At 59.6% G+C, this 20,333-nt stretch carries 13 protein-coding genes and 1 tRNA gene; 6 read left to right on the forward strand and 8 right to left on the reverse strand.

The genetic code is table 11. The features are described 5' to 3' along the window. The first annotated feature begins 263 nt into the window (after positions 1 to 263). Positions 264 to 340: transfer RNA gene (locus tag FHX14_RS05730), tRNA-Met, on the forward strand. Between the two features lie 99 nt (positions 341 to 439). Here the strand turns inward: FHX14_RS05730 and FHX14_RS05735 are convergent. The 7 genes from FHX14_RS05735 to FHX14_RS05765 all read right to left on the reverse strand — a co-directional run bounded on the left by FHX14_RS05735 (position 440) and on the right by FHX14_RS05765 (position 13,386). Next, positions 440 to 3,820, reverse strand: coding sequence for a DEAD/DEAH box helicase (locus FHX14_RS05735; RefSeq protein ID WP_184376546.1), 3,381 nt, complete (start codon positions 3,818 to 3,820; stop codon positions 440 to 442). Between the two features lie 131 nt (positions 3,821 to 3,951). After that, complete coding sequence (locus FHX14_RS05740; protein ID WP_184376547.1) at positions 3,952 to 5,604, reverse strand: GNAT family N-acetyltransferase; 1,653 nt, start codon at positions 5,602 to 5,604, stop codon at positions 3,952 to 3,954. 258 nt (positions 5,605 to 5,862) lie between these two features. Beyond that, positions 5,863 to 6,354, reverse strand: coding sequence for a hypothetical protein (locus FHX14_RS05745; protein WP_003589459.1), 492 nt, complete (start codon positions 6,352 to 6,354; stop codon positions 5,863 to 5,865). Between the two features lie 125 nt (positions 6,355 to 6,479). Then, the gene (locus tag FHX14_RS05750; protein ID WP_184376548.1) at positions 6,480 to 7,829 is read right to left on the reverse strand and encodes an HlyD family type I secretion periplasmic adaptor subunit; all 1,350 of its coding nucleotides are present in this window, start codon (positions 7,827 to 7,829) and stop codon (positions 6,480 to 6,482) included. A gap of 5 nt (positions 7,830 to 7,834) precedes the next feature. Then, positions 7,835 to 10,177 (reverse strand): type I secretion system permease/ATPase, encoded by a 2,343-nt coding sequence (locus tag FHX14_RS05755; protein ID WP_184376549.1) that lies wholly within the window; start codon positions 10,175 to 10,177, stop codon positions 7,835 to 7,837. Between the two features lie 25 nt (positions 10,178 to 10,202). Then, positions 10,203 to 12,272: a hypothetical protein gene (locus FHX14_RS05760; protein ID WP_184376550.1), complete on the reverse strand. Its 2,070-nt coding sequence runs from the start codon at positions 12,270 to 12,272 to the stop codon at positions 10,203 to 10,205. A gap of 139 nt (positions 12,273 to 12,411) precedes the next feature. Then, positions 12,412 to 13,386: a hypothetical protein gene (locus FHX14_RS05765; protein WP_003589453.1), complete on the reverse strand. Its 975-nt coding sequence runs from the start codon at positions 13,384 to 13,386 to the stop codon at positions 12,412 to 12,414. Positions 13,387 to 14,208: 822 nt separating this feature from the next. Here FHX14_RS05765 and FHX14_RS05770 point away from each other — a divergent pair. After that, a complete protein-coding gene (locus FHX14_RS05770) occupies positions 14,209 to 14,991 on the forward strand; it encodes a response regulator transcription factor (RefSeq protein WP_012559437.1) in 783 nt (260 codons plus the stop codon). 183 nt (positions 14,992 to 15,174) lie between these two features. Here FHX14_RS05770 and FHX14_RS05775 read toward each other — a convergent pair whose 3' ends face one another. Beyond that, positions 15,175 to 15,495 (reverse strand): hypothetical protein, encoded by a 321-nt coding sequence (locus tag FHX14_RS05775; RefSeq protein WP_184376551.1) that lies wholly within the window; start codon positions 15,493 to 15,495, stop codon positions 15,175 to 15,177. Positions 15,496 to 15,895: 400 nt separating this feature from the next. Between FHX14_RS05775 and FHX14_RS05780 the strand changes: the two genes are divergently transcribed. Genes FHX14_RS05780 through FHX14_RS05795 form a run of 4 tightly spaced genes read left to right on the forward strand, consistent with a single transcriptional unit; the run spans position 15,896 to position 20,333 of the window. Continuing rightward, on the forward strand, positions 15,896 to 16,918 hold the full coding sequence (locus FHX14_RS05780) for a UDP-glucuronic acid decarboxylase family protein (RefSeq protein ID WP_012559439.1): 1,023 nt from the start codon (positions 15,896 to 15,898) through the stop codon (positions 16,916 to 16,918). A 1-nt stretch (position 16,919) separates the two neighbouring features. Continuing rightward, complete coding sequence (gene galE, locus FHX14_RS05785; protein WP_003589445.1) at positions 16,920 to 17,903, forward strand: UDP-glucose 4-epimerase GalE; 984 nt, start codon at positions 16,920 to 16,922, stop codon at positions 17,901 to 17,903. Continuing rightward, positions 17,900 to 19,768, forward strand: coding sequence for a glycosyltransferase family 2 protein (locus FHX14_RS05790; RefSeq protein WP_012559440.1), 1,869 nt, complete (start codon positions 17,900 to 17,902; stop codon positions 19,766 to 19,768). Before galE ends, FHX14_RS05790 begins: the two co-directional genes overlap by 4 nt. A gap of 37 nt (positions 19,769 to 19,805) precedes the next feature. Further along, the gene (locus tag FHX14_RS05795) at positions 19,806 to 20,333 is read left to right on the forward strand and encodes a DUF995 domain-containing protein (RefSeq protein ID WP_012559441.1); all 528 of its coding nucleotides are present in this window, start codon (positions 19,806 to 19,808) and stop codon (positions 20,331 to 20,333) included.

Consider the following 20,333-nt stretch of genomic DNA (forward strand, 5'->3'; position numbering starts at 1 on the left):
GCCGTGAAACGCCCCTGCGCCCATGGTACTTCGTCTTAAGACGCGGGAGAGTAGGTCGCTGCCAGGTCTGCAAAGCGCAACTTTAAATCTTCTCACAATGAAACTGACTAACGGCCAAGGCCGAAACAAAAGGCCGCTCACAAAGCGGCCTTTCGTGTTACTATATCTCGCGGGGTGGAGCAGCCCCCGCCGAATCGCAGAAGGCAAAGCCTTCGAGGACCGGCAAACAAAAAGTCCGGGCATGCCCAGACAGCTCAACATGGCGCGGGGTGGAGCAGCCCGGTAGCTCGTCAGGCTCATAACCTGAAGGCCGCAGGTTCAAATCCTGCCCCCGCAACCAAATCTCCCGATATTATTCCGAACCAAAAACCCGCCTCTCGGCGGGTTTTTGCGTTACTGCGGATGTCGAAAAGCACTCAGCGCGCGGCAGCGGGATCCGTCAGTTCAGCCCATTCCGGGCCAGGAATTCTGCTGCCTTCATCGTCGCCAAGGCATTTGCTGTCTCCCTGAAGTACGGCAAGGTTTGCCAGAGAGTGCGGTCGCCGACGATATAGAAGCGGCGCTTGGCGCGTGTCAGCGCCACGTTCAGGAGGTTCGGCTTCGATGCGGCCCAGCCTGCGGCTCCGCTATGCCAGGCATCGGCGCCGAGCACCATGAAAACAATGTCTTCCTCCTTGCCCTGGAAGGTATGGACCGTGCCTATCCGCTCCCGCAGCCACCGCGACAACCGCAAAGGGGGAGATCGCATATTTCCGAGCGGATCGATCCATGGCGCATGGGCCAGAGCCTGCCTCAGATTGTTTTTGATCTCCTTGAAGGGCGAGATGATGTAGAGGTCCGGCAATGCGCCGTCGCGGCGATAGGTGGCAGTGAGGACGTCGACGATGAAGCCCGTCTGTTCAACAACCGTCTGTTTGCCCGATACCCTGCCTCGGATGTCGATCCAGGCGCTGTCGCCATAAAATGGCGGCGCGTCTCCGGCGGGCCGGCGCTTTTCCAGCCCGAATACCATCTTGTTCTGATAAGCGATCCGGTTGGCCAGGCCGAACATCGGATCGATGCAGCGCCGATGCACCCGGAGAGGGCAGCCGATCCACAGCCCGTCCGCTTCCTCGCCGGCAACAGTCGTTCCATAGCGGTTGGCGGCATCGGCGAGCATCTGCACCGACGTCCGGTTCGGCGAATATTGCCCCGCCGCCGTGTGGGTTGAGAGAGCAGACGCGGCGGTGATCAGCGCGCTGGGAAGGATAAAGACCGGTTCGATCTGCTGCGGATCGCCGATCGCCATGACGCGGCGCCCCCGCAACAGGGCCCCGACCGCCGCTTGCGGCACCGCCTGACCGGCTTCGTCGATGAAGACCCAGCCGATCGAACCGGCGCCCAGCCCGCGGAATTGCCGGGCGAAGGAGGCGAATGTCGTCGAGACGATGGGAACGATCATGAAAAGGCTCTGCCAGATCAATGCAATGTGCTCGTCATCGACGGGACTGTTGTTGGACAGCAGTTTGCTGATGGCGACGATGTTTCCGCCAAAACCTCCGCCCTTCCTGCCAACCTCCGCCAGCCATGCTTCGTGCAGCGTCAACGCCGCTTCCAGCAATGCCGACCGCAGACCCGCCAATTCGTCCTGATGCCAGAGACCGTCGACCTGGAACCGGTCGGTCTCGAGATCGGCAAGGCGCCCGGGTATGGCGGGATGGCTGAAAACTTCCCCCAGACGGTCGAATTCTTCTCTTTTCCTCTCCCGGATTTTCTGCCGTGACCGCAGTGCCTGTTCTGCCCGCTCATATTCTCGCAAAGCCTGTTCCCGCTGAGGCCCATGGATCTTCGCAAGATGCTGCTCGCATTCCGCCAGTGCCTTGCGCAATTCCAGCTGCCGGCGCGCATTGGCGCCGACATCCTGCCGGTGCTGGCGGGCGGGGCTGCTCGGCATCACCCGCTCCCACCAGGCAGGCGCGCTGCGGTCGAGCAGCTGTTCCTCTTCCTTCAGATGCGACAACTCTTCCTTGATCTGGAGCATTTCAGCCGCCGCCATATCGCAGCGCTCCTGCGTGCCCTGAAGGTCGGCGGCGGCAGCCGCGACCCGTTCAAGCGCGTCCCGGCAGAATGCATCCTGCGAGACCCGCACGATGTCGTCATGGAGATCGGCATAACGTGCATATTGACCGATCTTGTCGCGAACCCGGTCATCGGCGGCACGAAAAGCCGACGCTGCTTCGGCGAAGCTTGGCCCCTCATAGCTCTCTCGCCATTGCCAGATCGTCTGCGGCTTGGCCGCGCCGGACCAGCCGGGGTTCGGCCTTTCGGGGATTTCCATGAAGGCGAAACGTTCCTTGAAGGCTCGCCGGTTCCTTGAGTTGCCGAGCGCACAGGCGATCAGCCCCCATGGGCGGTCGCTGTCGGAGAGCTTGACGGCGGCGCCATTGTCCTTTTGGCAAGCGATCTTGTGCGCGACCGTCTGCAGATATTGGAGGGACGACGTCCAGGCGATCGCGCTTCGCTTGGGAAGGTCGCGCGAAATATTCTCCACCGCGGCATTGTTGGAAGAGGCGACGACCATTTCGAAACCGGTAAGGGCCGGGATCAGCGCCGAGATCGAGGCGGTGCTGCGGTCTGCGAAGATGGCGCGGCGCGGCGATCCGTCAAAGGCATCGCGCGCCGTCTTCAAGGAGGAGAGCACCCGGGCGCGCTTAACGATATTATCCGCGAACATGTCGCGAAGCAGGGTGGTCTTTCCCGTCCCCGGTGGGCCGTTGACCGAGAAAAGTCCGGTTTCCGAAAGCTCGCCGATGGCCGAATTGATCGCGAACTGCTGCATGAGGCTCATCGCGTGCTGAGGTTCGCTGAGCCAGCGTCCGCGGTTGAGATTTCCGGGATGCAAGGCCCGAACGATCGCCTTGCGCCCATCCTCCGAATAGAGGTCGATCCGCTTCTCCGGGGCAAGCGGGGTGAGATATCGCCTGAGCGGCTCGGGAATATCACCCTGTTTGACGCGCATCATCGCCCGCTCGATATCCTCGATGAAGAAGCTGTTCAGGATACCGATCTCTTCCGCGGCGCTTGCGCTCTCATCCTCCTCATCGTCGGCATCGGGCGGATGGCTTTCCGGCTGCGGTGGCAGGGAGAGGATTTCGGGCCTTTCCGCCCTGTCTTTGTAGCGTATTTCGACCGCGGCGATCGGCTTCTCCTGATGCGCGGCGAAGCTCGCCCAATCGCAGAGCAATTCATGCAGCGTCAGAATTTCGCCGGCATCGAGCGGCTGACCGGCGCCGTCGTCGAAGGATGAGGATCTCAGCTGTCGCTGCGCCCGAAAATTCTGAAGCAATTCCGTCAGCTGCCGCTTGCCCTCGGCAAATGCCTCGTGGCTGAGCGAGGAGAGGCCGGATATTCGCACGCGTCCCAGAGCCCATGGAAGCGTGGAAACGGAAAATGTTTCGAAGATCGGCTGCCCCAGGGGTGTCAGCTGCATGCTGGCAAAACAGGTATCGCCGTCTAGATCGCCGCGTTCGGCATCCTCATATTCGGCGATACCGGCCGCAGCGCTATCGAAGTGCCTGCGGACAGCGGTAATTTCGGATTTGCCGAAAACGCCGAGGAACAGGGTAAAACCTGTGATCTGCTTCTCCGCGGGGATTGCTGGACGGCTGAGCGCGGCACTGTCATCCTCGAGCGTCCTTGCATGCAGCCAAAAGACAGTTCGCCCTTCACCTGCGACGATACGGCTGGAGAGATCGTAGGGAATGAAGAACTCGATCTTGTGCCAGAAATCGAGAATGGCCAGAAGCCGTTCCCTTTCGGCGCCATCTGCATTGGTCTGCATGAGGTTCCACTGAGGCGTTGCAAATTAGGCTTGCGCCTCTATTAACAACGATCGCAGCTCGAAATCAAAGACCATGGCGGCTTCGCTGCCAGGAACCGCCGCAACGCATCGTCGCCGCCGGCAGGTACTCGTCAGTGCAGACGCGGCCGGCGTCGCTCGCTGAGCTGCCAGCCCCGGTTCCAGCGGGCGATGGTCTCGGACACGACATCGGTCTTGTGAGGCGTGGGTTCGGCGCTCGCCTGGATCCGTTCGAGGGCGGCATTTGCCTTGGCGATATAGTCGAGTGCGGCCGGATCGTCCGAATGCACGTCCCGGATCGCGGCGAAAGCAGCTTCCGCCTCGGCCAGCCGTTTACCGGCAACAAGGGCAATGCCACGCTTGTAATGCGCCTGGATCAGATGCGGCCCGACCTCGCCGACCAGGCGGAACGTCTCGGCGGCCTGGTCGTATTGATGCAGGGCAAGCTGCGTGTCGCCAAGCCGCATCCGGATCGGTGTCGGATCGGGCGCTTGTTCGGCGAGCGCCTTATAGGCAGCCAGTGCCTCCGTCAGCTTGCCCCGGTCGAACAGCAGATTGGCGAGGCCAAATCCCGCGCCGGTATGGCCTGGAGCCGATTGCAGGACCTGGTTGAAGACGATCTCCGCTCTCCCGCGGGCGCCGTTGCGGTACATGTCGAGCGCCTGCTCATAGACGAAGCGAATGCTGCGCGGGTTGAGCGCGTCATGCAGATTCTGGCCATTGCGGGTGCGGAAGAGCGTGCAGCTGATGTGTCGTTCCTCGACCCCGAACATATATTTATAGGGCTCGTTTCCGCGCAGGAAGTCATAGGTCTTGAAGCCCTGTTCGATCGCCCGCCGGATGCAGTAACCGTGCAGGATGAGACCGGGAGACGGCGTCTTCCAGTTTTCGTCGCGGCCGGTGATGTAGAAGAGGATCGCCTTCTTCTGCCGGTCGACGATATTCGCCAGCGCGCCGAGCGGCTGGTCGCCATACCAGAAGACCGGCACCTCGAGATTGCCGTTGTTGAAGCAGTCCATCAGCATTTCGCGGGTGGTGATGATCAGCCGCTCGGTCCGCTCCGCGCCTTTGCGGGCGCTCCACTTGGTCCGCCAGAGATCGAAGAGGATGTCCAGGTCGCGATGGATGGTCTCGGGTGTCGCCATCGTGATGCGGTAGAGATCGCCGCCTTCGACCTTGCGCAGGAACCGGCGGAGCTTCTGGCGCGTCTGGCTGCTCATGCGGCTTTCGAGATAATCGTCGAAGCTTGCCGGCAGGGAAACGATCGGGCAGATCGTATTGTCGATGTTCTCATTGTTTTTGGGCGAGCTGTCGCGAAACATCACCTCCGGCCCCCGCAGCGCCTCGATCATCTTTTCGCGCCGCCCGGCAGGGCCGCCGAAATATTCGAGCTTCAGGTCGGTCCAGTTCTGATGTTTGATAAACGAGGCAAAGCCGGCAATGGCATGATGTTCGTAGTCCGGCCTGACGATGAAGCCGGTATAATCGGCCGCAAAATTCCCGGCCATGATGATCTCGTCGTAGAAGAGCCCGGTCTTTTCGTTCAGATGCGTGATGAGGCGCAATGGAAAAAAAGCAACGTAGGGTGCATCCGGATCGCGTTCGCGAAGGGCGAGTATGAACCAGCGGCGCCGGCGGGACAGATAATTCTTCAGCCAGATCCAGGAGAGGAAATGCTGCGCGTCGGGATCGTCCATGAAGACCTGATCCCAGTTGTCGCGCACCGCCTCCAACCCGGCAATGGTATCGATGATGTCTATGCGCATGGCCGCCCCCAATACCCCATACGTTACTCGGGAGCTTTCATTCTAAGGGGAAAAACCGATCTTCAAATAAACCGTCCGGATGATTTTCGGGGCTTAATTATGATTAGTTCTAAGCCGGCAAATAACCCAGAATCCGGACATGTTTCTGTTAAATAATTCAATCACATAGAGTTGCGCATTTTGTATGGAACGCGACGCTTCGATATAGGCCGCCCAAGCTGTCCAAAGTTCGGCCACTCACCATACATAAGGATTAGATCAGAGCTCGCCGGAGATCCGCGGGCTCGCATGGATAAAGGCCCAGAGTGTCCGGCTGATGGCGACGATCTCGGCGATCGACTTCTCCAAATGGTCGATCTCGCGCGCATCCATCTGCTCGATCTTGCCATAGCGGATTTCCTTGTCGTCCTCGACCAGCCGCATCAATTGTGTGCTCGAGATCTCTCCCTTCTCGTCGAAGGAATAAATGCAATGATTGTATTTGTTGCGGGTCTTGGATTCCTTCTTCAGCCGCGCCATGGCTGAAAGGATCGCTTTCCGGTCGGAAGGCGGGGTCGAAGCGAGCTTCGCAAGCCGTTCGATGAGATCCATCCGTGCGCGTGTCGTGTTGAGGGTCAGGAACACGACGATTGCCGCATCTTTTTCGACCCGGAGCAGATGGGCAATGATGTAGATCAGCAGGCTTTCGGTATTCGTCCAGACATAGTTCAGGCGCCCGACCCGCAGCAGGACATCCGACATCGCCGCCATGTTCGCCCTTTCTTCCCCGGAGGGGACGATCCATCCCGAAGGGGATGATAGATTACTGACACCATTTCAGAACCCGGACAAATCCCTCATCCTCGCGGACCGCCGTCGTTTGCCGATCGCCGCGGTCAGCGTTCCTTGAATGCCCGGGACATGCTGTCGGTGATTGGTTTGCTGATATATTCGAAAAAGGTGCGTTCTGACGTCTGGATCAGCACTTCGGCCGGCATGCCTGGAACCGGATGGAAATTATGCACCCGCGCAATCTCGGAATCGGGTATTGCGACGCGAACGATATAGACGTCCTTGACCGAGAGGCCTGCATTCTCCTCGATCGAATCGGCCGAGACGTAAAAGACCTTGCCCTCTAGAACCGGCGTCGTCCGCCGATTGAGCGCCGTCAGCCTGACCGATGCCATTTCTCCCTCGCGCAGTTGGTCGATGGAGGTTCGCAGCACCTGCGCCTCCAGGATCAGCGGCACATGCGCCGGCAGGATTTCCATGATCGGCTTGCCCGTGGTGATGACGCCGCCGGCGGTATGAAAATAGGAGCGTACGACGGTTCCCGACACCGGTGAACGGATGGTGGTGCGCTCGAGCACGCCTGCAGCCTCGCGCATCTGTTCGCGTACGCTGTCGAGATCGGATTCGGCGGTCTCGAGCGCGTCGAGTGCCGCCTGCTTGTTGGAGTTGACGGCGATGACGGCTTCCTGGCGGAATTTGGCGATCTCTGCCTCGCTCTCGTTGATCTCGCCGTTCAGGCGCGCAATGTCGCCCATGGCATCGGCGATCGCCCGCTCGATCGCCAGCAGATCCGTCTTGCGCATATAGCCGACCTTGACCAGCCGGGCCTTGGAGTCGCGTTCCTCTGTCAGCAGCGATAGCTGCCTTTCGAAGGATTCCTTTTGGCCGGTATAACCGGCGAAACGGTATTCCAGCGATTGGATGTTTTTCTCGATCAGATTGAGCTGCTCTTCGAGCTTGATCTGCTTGCTGTGGAAGACGATGTTCTGGCTCTGCATGATCGCATTGATGTCCGGATCGCCCGCCTCTTTCGTCACAATAGCGGGAAGCTGGAATTCTCGCAGACCCTGCGCTTCGGCGCGGAGCCTTGTGACGACGGCTTCCAGGCGCAGGCGGCGAAGCTGCAGCATCCGCTCATTCGAGCGAGAGGCGGTTGGATCGAGGGTCAGCAAAATATCGCCTTCCCTCACGGTATCACCCTCGCTGACGCGCATCTCCTTGATGATGCCGCCTTCCAGATGCTGGACGATCTTGTTGTTGCCGGTCGCAACGAAACTTCCCTGGGCGATGACAGCCGAGGCAAGCGGCGCCGTTGCGGCCCAAAAGCCGAACCCTCCGAACGAGGTGAAGAGAACCGTCAGGCCGACGATGCTGTGCATCCGGATCGAGCGCGGCACATCGCTATACCATTCGAGCTGCACCGGACCGGCGGTCTCCTGTTGTTTCCGTGCCATAGCCTTCACCCTTCGATACGCGGTGCTTGTTGACCGTTATTGCTGTTATTCTTCGAAAGCGCCTGCAGCACCTCGATCCGCTCCCCGAACATGGCGACAGTGCCGTCCTTGAGCACCAGGATCTTGTCGACGCATTGGAGCAGGGCCGGGCGCTGGGTGATCGTCACGGTGGTGATGCCCTGCTTCTTGGCGTGGATCAGCGCCTTGGCAAGGGCTGCCTCACCCTGTGTATCGAGGTTCGAATTCGGCTCGTCGAGGACGACGAATTTGGGATTGCCGAAGAAGGCGCGGGCAAGCGCGATGCGCTGCTTCTGGCCGCCCGAAAGCGGAGCGCCGTCGGCGGCGACGATGGTCTCGTAACCTTGCGGGAAACCCGCGATGAGCTCGTGCACGTCGGCCAGCACCGCGGCCTCGTAGATCTGGTGATCTTCGATGTCGTCGCGCATGCGGCAGATATTCGCCTTGATCGTGCCGGGAAAGAGCTGCACGTCCTGCGGCAGATAGCCGATGCTTTCGCCGAACTGGCGCTGGTCCCAGTTTCGCAGATCCATCAGGTCAAGGCGCACATTTCCGGACGTGGGCACGATCGAGCCGACGAGCATCTTGCCGAGCGTCGTCTTGCCGGACCCGGAATTGCCGATGACCGCCAGCGATTCGCCCTTCCTGAGGGAGAAGGAGATGCCGTTGAGAATGACCTTCTTTTGCGGCGGCGGCACGAACAGAATGCGTTCGACATCGAGCCGGCCTTCAGGATTGGGAAGGCGCAGGCGCGGGAAGTTCAACGCCGAGTTCAAAAGCAGGCTCTTGATCCTGGAATAGGCGGCTGCCGACCGGTTGAACTGGTGCCAGCCTTCGATGGCGCCCTCGATCGGCGCCAGCGCGCGTCCCGAGATGATCGAAGAGGCAATCACCATGCCGCCGGTCAGCTCACCGGAGAGCGACAGATGTGCCCCCCAGCCGAGCAGAGTGATCTGGGTGATCATGCGGCAGGCCTTCGATATGCCGGAGAAGATGATGTTGCGGTCCTGCGCCTCGACCTGCGATTTCAGCGAGCCCGCCGTTTCCCGGCCCCACATCTTCACGGCCTCGGGGATCATCGCCATTGCGTTGATGATCTGCGAATTGCGCGACATGGAATCCAGGTGGAAATTCGCCCGGCTGAGATAGCTGTTGGATTCGGCAAATTGCCGGGCGGTGAATTTCTGGTTCAGATAGGCGATGAAGAATAGCACCGCGCAGCAGGTCATGATGATGATGCCGAGATGCGGATGCACGAAATAAACGACGACGACGAAGAACGGCATCAGCGGCGCGTCGAGAAACGCAATCAGCGTGCCGGATGTCAGGAAACCACGCAGCAGCTGCAGGTCCTGGAGTGTCTGATAGTCTTTGCCGCTGCCATGCAGCGAGGCTCGCGCCGCAGCGCTGAGAATCGGCGCGCCGAGCTGCACTTCGAGCTCCACCGCGGTGCGCATCAGGATAAAGCGCCTGACCGTATCCATGAAGGCCTGAAGCAGCACGGCGCCGAGCACGGCGATCGAGAGCATGACGAGCGTGTCGATCGAGCGGCTGGTCAGCACCCGGTCGGATATCTGGAAGAGATAGAGCGGGATCGCCAGCAGAAGCACGTTGATGGCGATCGTGAACATCATGACGACCACCATGTTGCGCCGTACGGCCCCCATGCCGCGCGCGAGGCTGGCGGCGAAATTCACAGGCTCGCTGCGCTTGTGAAAACCGCCGCCACTTCCCCCGCCCCCGCCCCCGCCGCCCCCGGGATCGGAATGCTTGCCATTTCCGCCTCCGCCGGTGCGCAGACGCCTGTCGGTTTCGCTGACCGGACCGCTGTCGCCTTCGATGGTCTTGGCGAAAGGCATCGTCGGGCTCGATTTGAGCTCGGTTTTCTCTTTCGGCAGTTCAGGCGCCGCCCGCGCCTCGATCGGCGATGGGGCGGATGCCTCCCCCAGTGTCGCTTCAACCGGTTTTTCTTCGACCGGTTTTGTCGGTGCCGGGCCCCGCATCACGGCGGCGGGAGCCGCCGGTTCTGCATTCCAGGCTTTCAATGAGGCTTCCAGCGTCACTGTCTTTTGCGGGAGGGGTGCCTGCACCGTGGCTGCGCGCGCCATATCGGCGGCGTCGCTTGCTGCAACATCGGCCGGCGCCTTGCTGCGATCGGCAGACGAAGCGGCGGCGCCGGTCAGCCGACGAAGGTTCTCGACGGCTTCGTCGATCGCAGAGATGCACAGATCGTTCCTCGCCGCTTCCGAGGGCGCAGCGGAGGGAATATTGCCTGACCTCAAATCGAGGGCGCTGCCCGCTGCAAAAACTTGTTTCGAAATCTGGTTCATCGTGATTCTCTCACAATCCTTAGGGTCACGCGACCACGGCTTGCATGACGTCGGCGGGATGCGCCGACGACCATGAAAGGTCATGCCCTGCATTGATTACGCCATCGGCAGAATCGCCGCCCGCCGGATCATCGTCGTTGAGAAAGGCGATGACTTCGTTGGCGAGCCTGTCGTCTGCCTGGTGCGGCTGGGTCGTGTCATGCTCTACCAGCCCGCCCTGAATGAGGATGGCGTCCGAGTAGAGCTGGCCTGCCAGATAGGTCGTCTGGCCAAAACTGTCATAATCGATGATCTCGGCGATATTGACGACCGCATTGCTGCCGGTGTCGATCGTGACCGTTGCATCGGGATTGTTCTTCAGAAGCGTCGATGCGGCCTGGGTCACATCATCGGAATCGCCGAGGATGCTGACCTGCTTTATAACAGTCATGTCGTAGAGATTGCCGGTAATGTAGAGCACGTTGAGGCCGGCATAGCCTTGGAAATTCACATCGAAGGACAGCCCTTCCGGCATGTTGGGATCGCGGTCTTCGATGGCTTTCTGGGTCTCGACCATATAGTCCGGCATCGCCTCGAACGGGCTGCCTGTGCCGACATTGTGAATAGAGGCGAAATTCCAGATCAGGTTGTCGCCGGTCTCGATGTCGGCGCCGGGATCGGCGCCGTCTTCCGCCCGCACCCAGTCATTGTCGTAGAGCAGCGAGATCTGCGTGATGCTGTTGATGTCGAGCACATTGCCGCCGATGATCACCAGATCATATTGCATGCCCATCCCGAAAAAGGAGGAGAGGTTGATGGCGGTGTTGCCGCCTGTCAGAACCGTGGTTTCGGATCCCGAGGTGGTGACCGTCATCGTGTCGTTGTCGCTGACGAAGTGATACTGCTCGATCCACTGTACGAAGGAGACATCGCCGTCGATGACACTGACGCGCCAGCTGGTCGGGAACGTCGGATCGGCAGCATCGGTTTCGGCATGGCTCGATGCTTCGAAGGTGCTTTGCTGGAAGACGGCGATATTCTTGGCGACTGTCCCGGCCTCCTCGGCCGAGTGCGCGGATGCGCGCAGCGCCGAGGCGATATCGTCATTATCGCTATAGACAAAGGATTGGGAAACCGCGTCAACCTGGTGGTAGTCGCCCATGACAGCGGTGACCGAGGTGATGACGGCGGTATTGATCACCGAGGCGACGTTGATGACGAAGTTCGCCCCGGCGGTCACCTCAAGGCTGTTGCCGCTCGGGTCGGTATGCTCAACGGATGAATGGCTGTCGTCCGGCTCCTCCGGGATCTTGGCGAGACCGCGGTCGGGCAGGAAGTCATCGAGGACAGGGATCTCGGCCTCGATCTTGCCGTTGACGTAAACGGGACCGTTGACCTCGGGATCGAGGCGGATGAAATCATGCGTGGCGTCGGTGCTTGGCGGCGTTGTGCCACTGTCCTCGCTATTCTCATTTTGGACCTTCTCGGCATCCTGGGCATCGCGGGCATTCTGGATGTAGCTTTCCAGTTCCTGGGCGATTTTCAGGGCGCCGTCATAGCTGTCGGTTCGGTGGAGATCCGAAAAAGGCGTGAAGACTTCGGCCTTGGTGCCGAACTCCGCCAGCCGCTCGGTGACGAAACTCGTGTCCCGGGCAGCATGAATGCCGTCCGTCATGTCGAGATAGTCGTCGTCGTAAAGCACGTTGACCTGGAGGACATGACTGATCGCCGAACCGGGCCCGGCAAAGACATTCAATTCCGGCTCATCCGACAGCACGATATCCGTGGGCGAGCCGAAATGCGGTAACGGGATGTCCCTTGCGGCAATCGCCGCCAGCTTCTCGATGCTCTCTTCGAAGACGCGGCCCAAATGACGCGACGGACCAAATTCGATCTCGTAACTGCCGCTTTTGTAGATGACCTCGGGATCGTAGTCCTTGAGTTGCAGATTGGAAGTGAAGGCCGCGGTAAACGCGTCCTGATCCGGCAGAACCGGCCCATCTTCGCCGGCTCCTGCGCCTTCGGCATATTTGGTGCGCGCCCTCATCTCTTCGGTGGTCATCTCGAAGAGACCGATGAAGTGCGCAATGATTTCCGAAATCTTCTCGATATGCATGGTTCGGCCCTCCCATTCGAAATGACGATCGGCCTTTGAAGCGGCCCCGCCGGGAGCCATGGTCGTCAAACCGTTTTCAAACAGTCGAACTGCACCGGCGCCGGCCGGTGCAGTTCGTCTTGGTCGCTGGAGGTCAGTGTCAGGTGCCGGTATCCTCGCCGACGTCGGAGACATGAGAATTGCCGCCGATGACGCTGGAGTCGACGGTGTTGCTGAGCAGGTTCGCGCCCTGAACGAGCTCGAGGTGGAAGCCGGAATTGGCAAGGATCGCCGAAGCATCGGCCGTGCTCGAGCCGGTGGCGTCGTCGCCGGCCTTGAGATCCCAGCCCCTGCCGTCCATTTCCATGCCTTCCGCGCTATCGGCGGTGCCGGCGTTGGCGTTCAGGTGGTTCTGGGCGCCTTCGTTCTCCATCTTGATGTTCCAGGCGCTGTCCTGGTCGGCCAGATGGTTTGCCTGAACGGCGCTGAAGCCGCTGTCGTTGCCCGCGCCGGACAGCGAGTCGTTCAGAATACTGTCGACGTCGAGCGTGAAGGAGAAGTCGTCGCCGAGGTTGAAGGTGAGGTCGTGGCCGGCAACGCCGAGGTTGTCGAAATCCTTGACGTCCTCGATGACGGCGAAGTCGGTGTCCGTCTTGTTGAAGCTGTCAGCGGTATTATTGCTGTCGGAAACCGTCTTGGTGTCGGTATCGGTAATGGTCTTGATATCGGTGTCGGTCACGGTCTTGGTATCGGTGTCCGTAATCGTCTTGGTGTCGGTGTCGTTGTCGCTGTACGACTTGCTGTCATAGCTCCAGTCGTAGTCGGTTTTGGTGTCGGTGATCGTCGTGGTCTTGGTGCTCGTGTCGTCGTCGGACTTGTAGCTCCAGTCGTAGTCGTTATCGCGGTTGTCGCCATTGTTGGCGGAGAGTTCGGCTTTGACGTCGACGTCGACGCTGTTGTCGGTATTGTCACGATTGTCGCCATTGGCGACGCCGCCGACATAACCTGTCGAGCCGTCGTCGACTTCAGTTGAATTGATAGCGCTGTTGGCAAAGCCGTCGGCCAGCGCCCCGACCTTCGTGATTTCGGTTACGTCGCCCGATGGTTTCGGGTCGTGTTTATAGGCGTCAGACATCAAAATCTCTCCAGAAAAAACCGGAGCAGCTTTTCGAAATCCCTCTCATCTCAAATGGGATTTTGCTCGCGCTCGCTCCGATGCGGTTAACATCGGCAGATGTATTCGGTACAAGTCATCTGCAGCTTCATCGCGATTTGTTCGTCAAACCGTTGGTATTGGGACCGCACGTACTCAGTACAAGGCCGCACATATCCAGCTCCGCATCCTGACGAGGATGAGGAGTATTCAGGCTTTATTGTCGTTGATTTGCCCTAAATGGATGCCACGTACCAAAAACACACGCCGATACCTGGATCGTCCATGCCGCCACTTCGGCGACGATCACAGATTGCTGGAAAAAATGCGGAGCCGATAGATATCAATTCGGGCTAAGGCAGATTGACCACCTCCGTCTAGCCCTATCGCCGGAGCAATGGGACGTCTCAGCCGGGGTATTGCCGAGTGACGAGAGTAAGAATTGCAGCACTCGCCGCCGGGTTGAGTGGCGCCATTCGATGGTTGTTCGGCGCATATCCGCTGGAGGACGAAAATATAACAATCTGTACTCAAATATTACATCGGGCTCTGATCTATATTGGGAGCAAATTTAACCTCGAAGTACACATCACAGTAAAAATACAACCAAAGCTTAGTATATTGTTGTTTTTCGCCCGCTAAAACTAATCACTTTGGGCCATTTCCTTCCTTCTCAATCCGTATTAACATAATTAAGAAATGTCTAAAAAATAAGGCGGTGACATCCGGGGCCGGCATTTCATACTATTGAATACCCGCCATCGCTCCACGTTTGAGTAAAGTGTAACGCTAGGGGAGGCGTATATGTTCATGACAGGCTCAGAGACGGAGAATTCTGACCAGGGACGGAAGTTGGAGTCATCGAGAAATACTATACTGGTGGTCGCCAAGGCGGATCTGTTTTCTGAATGCATGGTAGAAGCGCTGGCGAAGAAATTTCCGAACTGTGAGGTGTCAAGCATAACGAGCACAAAGCCGATGCTGGACAAGGATGCCAACGATATAAAGCTTGTTTTATTCTATCACATACCTGCGCCCGAGCTTCATGAAGCGCTGCAGGCCGCCCGCGAAAATCACCCGGAAACATCCGTCGGACTCGTCGTCGAAGCGATCGACATGCTCGAACCCTATGTCAGCCGGCTGGTGGAGGCAAGGATCATCGATGGCGTCCTGCCGCTCAACCTGCGGCTCGATGTCTTCATGGCCGCGGTCGATCTGCTGATGAAGGGTGGCGAACATTTTCCGTCAGCCCTTCTCAATCGCCTCACCAACAAGAACACCCCGCTCGAGCCTTCGCTCTATCAGACAAAATCGGTCGATGCGGCGCGCACCAATGCGCTGAAGCTGAGACGCGACAGCATCTCCTCCTTGACCACGCGCGAGGTTCAGATCCTGGACCTCATATGCAAGGGCACGCAAAACAAGATCATCGCCGACAAGCTGCATCTTTCGGAAAACACCGTGAAGGTTCACGTCCGCAACATCTACAAGAAGATGAACGTCCGAAACCGCACGGAAGCTGCATCCCGTTTCTTCAATGAGCATCCAGCCGGCGAGGACGACATGTCCGGCCGCTGGCGCAACTGATCCAGAGCAAGTCCGGCAAAATTGCCTAGCGGTTTTGCCAGGCAAAGCACAAAGCGCATTTGCCGGGAATGGCATGAAAACAAAAAGATTGAGCTTCTTCGTGAACCGAAGAAAACGCAAATACGCTCGCGCGCCGCGCGGCCATTCAGACGCGCAAACAAGGCCGTCGCACTGATTGCTGCGTCAGATCGACGGACGTGCGAAGCAGCGCGACTTCTGTCCGAAGCCGCTGGGAGAGCAGATATAAGGCGCTGAGCCGTGATAGGCGACGCGAACCGTAGATGTAGCCGGGCGTTCGGGCCGATTTGCCGGATAGGCATAGGCTTTTGCAACGCGCGGGGCCTCGACCACGACAACGTTCTTTTTCGCGACGGCGGCTATGTCGTCGTTCACGACGGTACAGGCCGTTGTCCCGACCGCAAAAAGCGTCGTTCCCCCGGCAAACATAGCAAGATGAAATAGACGCCAGCCTTTCGGCTGCGCTGCAGCTTGTTTTTTCAACATGGCCAAAAACCCCTCGCATATGGCGCTTCCGGATGCAAGGCCGGCCGTGCGGTTCAGCCCGGCCGATCTTCCCCGTTACTTCTAGATCACCTGCATTGAGTGAAGCTTGAGCGCGGTCTGGACACTCGTTCTAAGGGTAAAATGGATAGAAAATGATTAATCATTTGTTACTTCAAAGAATAGTTGCGTAATTATTTTGAATACTTGGAACTTTTGAAGTTGACCTTATCCGCAATCGTCTTATCATTTTAATAGTAACTCAGTTGTTCTAAGAATAACTCAAAAGTTATTCATGTTGAGATAGTCGGTACAGAGTCGGTACAATGAATATCCAACAGGATAAGGGCGGCATGAAGTGCTTAACTAAAACAAAAGACTAAAACATGGGAAGGAGTTTGTAATGCGTAGTTTCGTTCCCAGCGAAGGATATTCCGAAGTGACAGACATGCCGGTGCGCAAGGAGTTGGGCACCGCTCTTGTGAATGGCGGGGCCGGTTTCCTCGGTTCGCATCTCTGCGAAAGGCTTCTGCAGCGCGGCCACCGAGTCATCTGCCTCGATAATTTTTCGACCGGGCGCCGCGTGAATGTCGATCACCTCGCATCGAACGCCCGTTTTCAGCTCGTCGAGCACGATGTTCGCCAACCCTTCGATATCGAAGCGTCGCTCATCTTCAACTTCGCCTCACCAGCTTCTCCGCCCGACTATCAGCGGGATCCTGTCGGCACATTGCTCACCAACGTGCTTGGCGCCGTCAACACCCTGGATTGCGCCCGCAAGACCGGTGCGGTCGTCGTTCAGTCGTCGACGTCGGAAGTCTATGGCGACCCGAACCAGAGCCCGCAGCAGGAATCCTATTGCGGCAATGTCAACCCGATCGGACCGCGGGCCTGCTACGACGAAGGCAAACGCAGCGCCGAGACCCTGTTTTTCGATTATCACAGGACGTACGGCGTCGACATCAAGGTCGGCCGCATCTTCAACACCTATGGGCCGCGCATGCGCCTGGATGACGGCCGCGTCGTCTCCAATTTCATCGTACAGGCTTTGCGCAATGCAGATCTGACGATCTATGGCGACGGTCAGCAGACCCGCTCTTTCTGCTATGTCGACGATCTCGTCGAGGGCTTCCTGCGTTTCTCGGCCGCCGGCGACGCCTGCCACGGCCCGATCAATCTCGGCAATCCGGCCGAGATCACGGTTCGGCGCCTGGCGGAGATCGTTCGCGACCTCACCAATTCGCGCTCACAAATCGTTCATCTGCCGGCGGTCACCGATGACCCCCGCCAGCGGCGGCCGGATATTTCGCGGGCCATGGCCGATCTGGGCTGGCAGCCCTGCATCGGGCTTGAAACCGGTCTGGCGCGCACCGTCGATTATTTCGACGGCTTGCTTGCCGGCGCCGAGAAGGCGGAGGCCGTATGAGATGCCCCGCTACATTTTGGTTACCGGCGGCGCCGGTTTCATAGGCAGTCATATCTGCAAAACGTTGTCGCGTGCCGGCATGGTCCCGGTCACCTACGACAATCTCTCGACCGGGCATGCCGACAGTGTCCGCTGGGGACCGCTTATCCGGGCGGACCTCGCCGATGCCGCCACGCTGCGCCGGACCCTTGCAGAGTTTTCGCCCGATTGCGTCATCCATTGCGGCGCCAATGCCTATGTCGGCGAATCCGTCGAAATGCCCAGGAAATATTACCGCAACAACGTCGTCGGCAGCCTGACGCTGCTTGAGGCCTGTCTCGACCAGGATATCGACCGGATCGTCTTTTCGAGCAGCTGCGCCACCTATGGCGTCCCCGCCTCGTTGCCGATACGCGAGGAAACTCCACAGCACCCGGTCAATCCCTACGGCCGCACCAAGTTGATCTTCGAGATGGCGCTCGAGGATTTTGCCGCCGCCTATGGCATCCGCTTCGCCGCGCTGCGCTATTTCAACGCGGCCGGCGCCGATCCGGACGGCGAGCTTGCCGAGCGCCACCATCCGGAAACCCATCTCATCCCCCGCGCCCTTCTCGCTGCCGCCGGCAGGCTGGAGCGGCTCGATGTCTTCGGCACCGATTATCCCACAGAAGACGGAACCTGTGTGCGTGACTATATTCATGTCAGCGATCTCGCCCAGGCGCATCTTGCCGCCGTCAATCACCTGATGGCCGACGGCGATTCGCTCAGCGTCAATCTCGGCTCCGGCCGCGGCACCTCGGTGCGCCAGATCCTCGAAGCCATCTATCGTGCGACCGGTCGTGAGGTTCCCGTCCGGTATCGTCCCCGCCGGGCCGGCGATCCGCCGATCCTCTTTGCCGACACGGCAAAAGCCAGGGCGGAACTCGGCTTCGCGCCCGCTCTCTCGGATATCGATACGATCATCCGCACCGCCGGTCCCACCTTCGGGCTGGAGGTGAAGGCATGAGCATCGGTTCGGAAATCGGTCAACGCGCCAGGACGGCGAAAGCTGCCTCCGCGAATGCTTTCGATGCTGTCTTCGCCGGCTGGAGCCGCGTCGTTTACGGTTTCGGCATCCTCTGCTGGCTGGCGGCACTCGGCTATTTCTGGATCTGGTGGTGCCAGTCGGCTCACATCATTTCCTGGACGGCCTTCGTGCTCATCACTCTCGTGCTGGGCTGGATCACGCTTGTGCCGGCTTATTTCATCCTGATCTTCCTCGATGCGAGAACGGTCAGCCCTCACGCGCGGCTGCCGGAAGGGCGGGTGGCGATGGTGGTCACCAAGGCGCCATCCGAGCCCTTTGCCGTGGTCCGCGCAACACTGCGGGCTATGCTCGATCAGATCGGCGTCGATTTCGACGTATGGCTGGCCGACGAAGATCCTTCACAGGAAACCCGGCGCTGGTGTGCGGAGCACGGCGTGCTGATCTCCACCCGAAAGGGGGTGGCGGAATATCATCGCGCCACCTGGCCGCGCCGGACGCGCTGCAAGGAAGGCAATCTCGCCTATTTCTACGATCACTTCGGCTATGCGCGTTACGATTTCGTCGCCCAGTTCGATGCCGATCATGTGCCGACGCCGACCTATCTCCGTGAGGTCCTGCGTCCCTTCGCCGACCCTGGCATCGGCTATGTCTCGGCGCCCAGCATCTGCGATGCCAATGCCGCTACGAGCTGGGCCGCGCGCGGCAGGCTCTATGCCGAAGCCAGCCTGCACGGTTCGCTGCAGACGGGTTACAACAATGGCTGGGCGCCGCTTTGCATCGGCTCGCATTATGCCGTTCGCACCTCAGCACTTCGGGAGATCGGCGGCCTCGGCCCGGAACTCGCCGAAGACCATTCGACGACACTGATGATGAATGCCGGCGGCTGGCGTGGCGTACATGCCGTCGATGCGATCGCCCATGGCGACGGCCCGGCGAATTTTGCCGATCTCGTCGTCCAGGAATTCCAGTGGTCGCGCAGCCTCGTCACCATTCTGCTGCAGCATTCCGGCCGTTACATCGAGCATCTGCCGTGGCGGCTGAAATTTCAGTTCGTGTTCTCGCAGCTGTGGTATCCGCTCTTTTCCGCCTTCATGGCCGTCATGTTCCTGCTGCCGGTTGCCGCCTTGCTGACGGGCCATGTCTTCGTCAACGTCACCTATCCGGATTTCCTGCTGCATTTCGCACCGATATCCGCCGTGCTGACGCTGTTTTCCGTGTTCTGGCGGGCGACGGGCACTTTCAGGCCGTATGATGCGAAACTGTTCGGCTGGGAAGGGCTCGCCTTCATCTTCCTGCGCTGGCCGTGGTCGCTCGCCGGCAGCCTGGCCGCCATGCGCGATCGCATCTCCGGCTCCTTCGTCGATTTCCGCATCACGCCGAAGGGACAGCAGCAGCAGCATTCTCTGCCTCTGCGCGTCGTCGCGCCCTATATCGCGCTCGCCGGGCTGTGCGCCGTCGCCATGGCGTTTGCCAGCAAGGCCGCTGCCGCCCAGGGCTTCTACATCTTCGCCGCGATGAACCTGTCGATCTATCTGTCGCTGACGGTGCTGATCGTCGTTCGCCATGCAATCGAGAACGGTCTGCCGCTGCTGCCGCAATCGCATGGGCTGCGGCTCGCGACCGCCATGGGGCTTGCCATCTGGGTTACCGGCGGCATGCAACTGGGCGGCCATGGCCTCCGCAGCCTCGAAGCCCTTTCCCATGGCCAGCCATTCGTCAGCTTCACCGAAACGCAATTTGCCGTAGCCGGCGCCGGCCTCGGCGGCGGCAAGACCAAGATCACGAAATTCCGTCTCAAATGGAATGGGTTCGGCAACATGGGACGGGACCAACAGGGTGTCTGAGCCGGCGGAACCGGTAAGTGTCGAACAGGAGGAAGTAATGCGTATCGGATCGAAACTTTATGGAGGAGCCCTTGCTCTCAGCCTGTGTCTGCCGGTGGCGGCACAATGCGCCGAGGCAGCCGGCAAGATGGCGCCGACGCCGACGCCGCTCAGCGCCTATGAACTCTACCGCATCTACGGCGACAAGACCTGGGTCTGGAACACCGGCGGCGGCCGTTTCTCGGATGACCGCCGGCGTTTCGTCGCCTGGGTGAACGACAAAGGCAAGCAATCCTTTGCCGAAGGCAAGTGGGTGGTCGACGATCTCGGCCAGCTCTGCATGCGCGCCACCTGGACGAATGCCGAGGGTGCGGCCCGCGCCAGCACCTGTTTCGGCCACCGCAAGGTCGGCAACACGATCTATCAGCGGCGCCAGCCGGACGGCAATTGGTACGTCTTCCGTCACGCGTCGGTGCGCGGGGATGACGAGTTTCGCAAGCTCGTTCCCATGGATTCGGTCAGCGACAAGGCGCGTGACCTGAAGCAGGTCCTGCTGAGCCAGGAAGTAGCCCGAAAAGGAGGGTGA

The organism is Rhizobium sp. BK619, assembly GCF_014195245.1.
GTDB classification, from domain to species: Bacteria; Pseudomonadota; Alphaproteobacteria; order Rhizobiales; family Rhizobiaceae; genus Rhizobium; species Rhizobium acidisoli.

Bases quoted from the DNA above. Each gene is read 5' to 3' on its own strand.
- FHX14_RS05770 (WP_012559437.1), top strand. From the start codon at position 14,209: ATGTTCATGACAGGCTCAGAGACGGAGAATTCTGACCAGGGACGGAAG.
- FHX14_RS05750 (WP_184376548.1), bottom strand. From the start codon at position 7,829: ATGGCACGGAAACAACAGGAGACCGCCGGTCCGGTGCAGCTCGAATGG.
- FHX14_RS05775 (WP_184376551.1), bottom strand. From the start codon at position 15,495: ATGTTGAAAAAACAAGCTGCAGCGCAGCCGAAAGGCTGGCGTCTATTT.
- FHX14_RS05755 (WP_184376549.1), bottom strand. From the start codon at position 10,177: ATGAACCAGATTTCGAAACAAGTTTTTGCAGCGGGCAGCGCCCTCGAT.
- FHX14_RS05760 (WP_184376550.1), bottom strand. From the start codon at position 12,272: ATGCATATCGAGAAGATTTCGGAAATCATTGCGCACTTCATCGGTCTC.
- galE (WP_003589445.1), top strand. From the start codon at position 16,920: ATGCCCCGCTACATTTTGGTTACCGGCGGCGCCGGTTTCATAGGCAGT.
- FHX14_RS05790 (WP_012559440.1), top strand. From the start codon at position 17,900: ATGAGCATCGGTTCGGAAATCGGTCAACGCGCCAGGACGGCGAAAGCT.
- FHX14_RS05780 (WP_012559439.1), top strand. From the start codon at position 15,896: ATGCGTAGTTTCGTTCCCAGCGAAGGATATTCCGAAGTGACAGACATG.
- FHX14_RS05765 (WP_003589453.1), bottom strand. From the start codon at position 13,386: ATGTCTGACGCCTATAAACACGACCCGAAACCATCGGGCGACGTAACC.
- FHX14_RS05740 (WP_184376547.1), bottom strand. From the start codon at position 5,604: ATGCGCATAGACATCATCGATACCATTGCCGGGTTGGAGGCGGTGCGC.
- FHX14_RS05795 (WP_012559441.1), top strand. From the start codon at position 19,806: ATGCGTATCGGATCGAAACTTTATGGAGGAGCCCTTGCTCTCAGCCTG.
- FHX14_RS05735 (WP_184376546.1), bottom strand. From the start codon at position 3,820: ATGCAGACCAATGCAGATGGCGCCGAAAGGGAACGGCTTCTGGCCATT.
- FHX14_RS05745 (WP_003589459.1), bottom strand. From the start codon at position 6,354: ATGGCGGCGATGTCGGATGTCCTGCTGCGGGTCGGGCGCCTGAACTAT.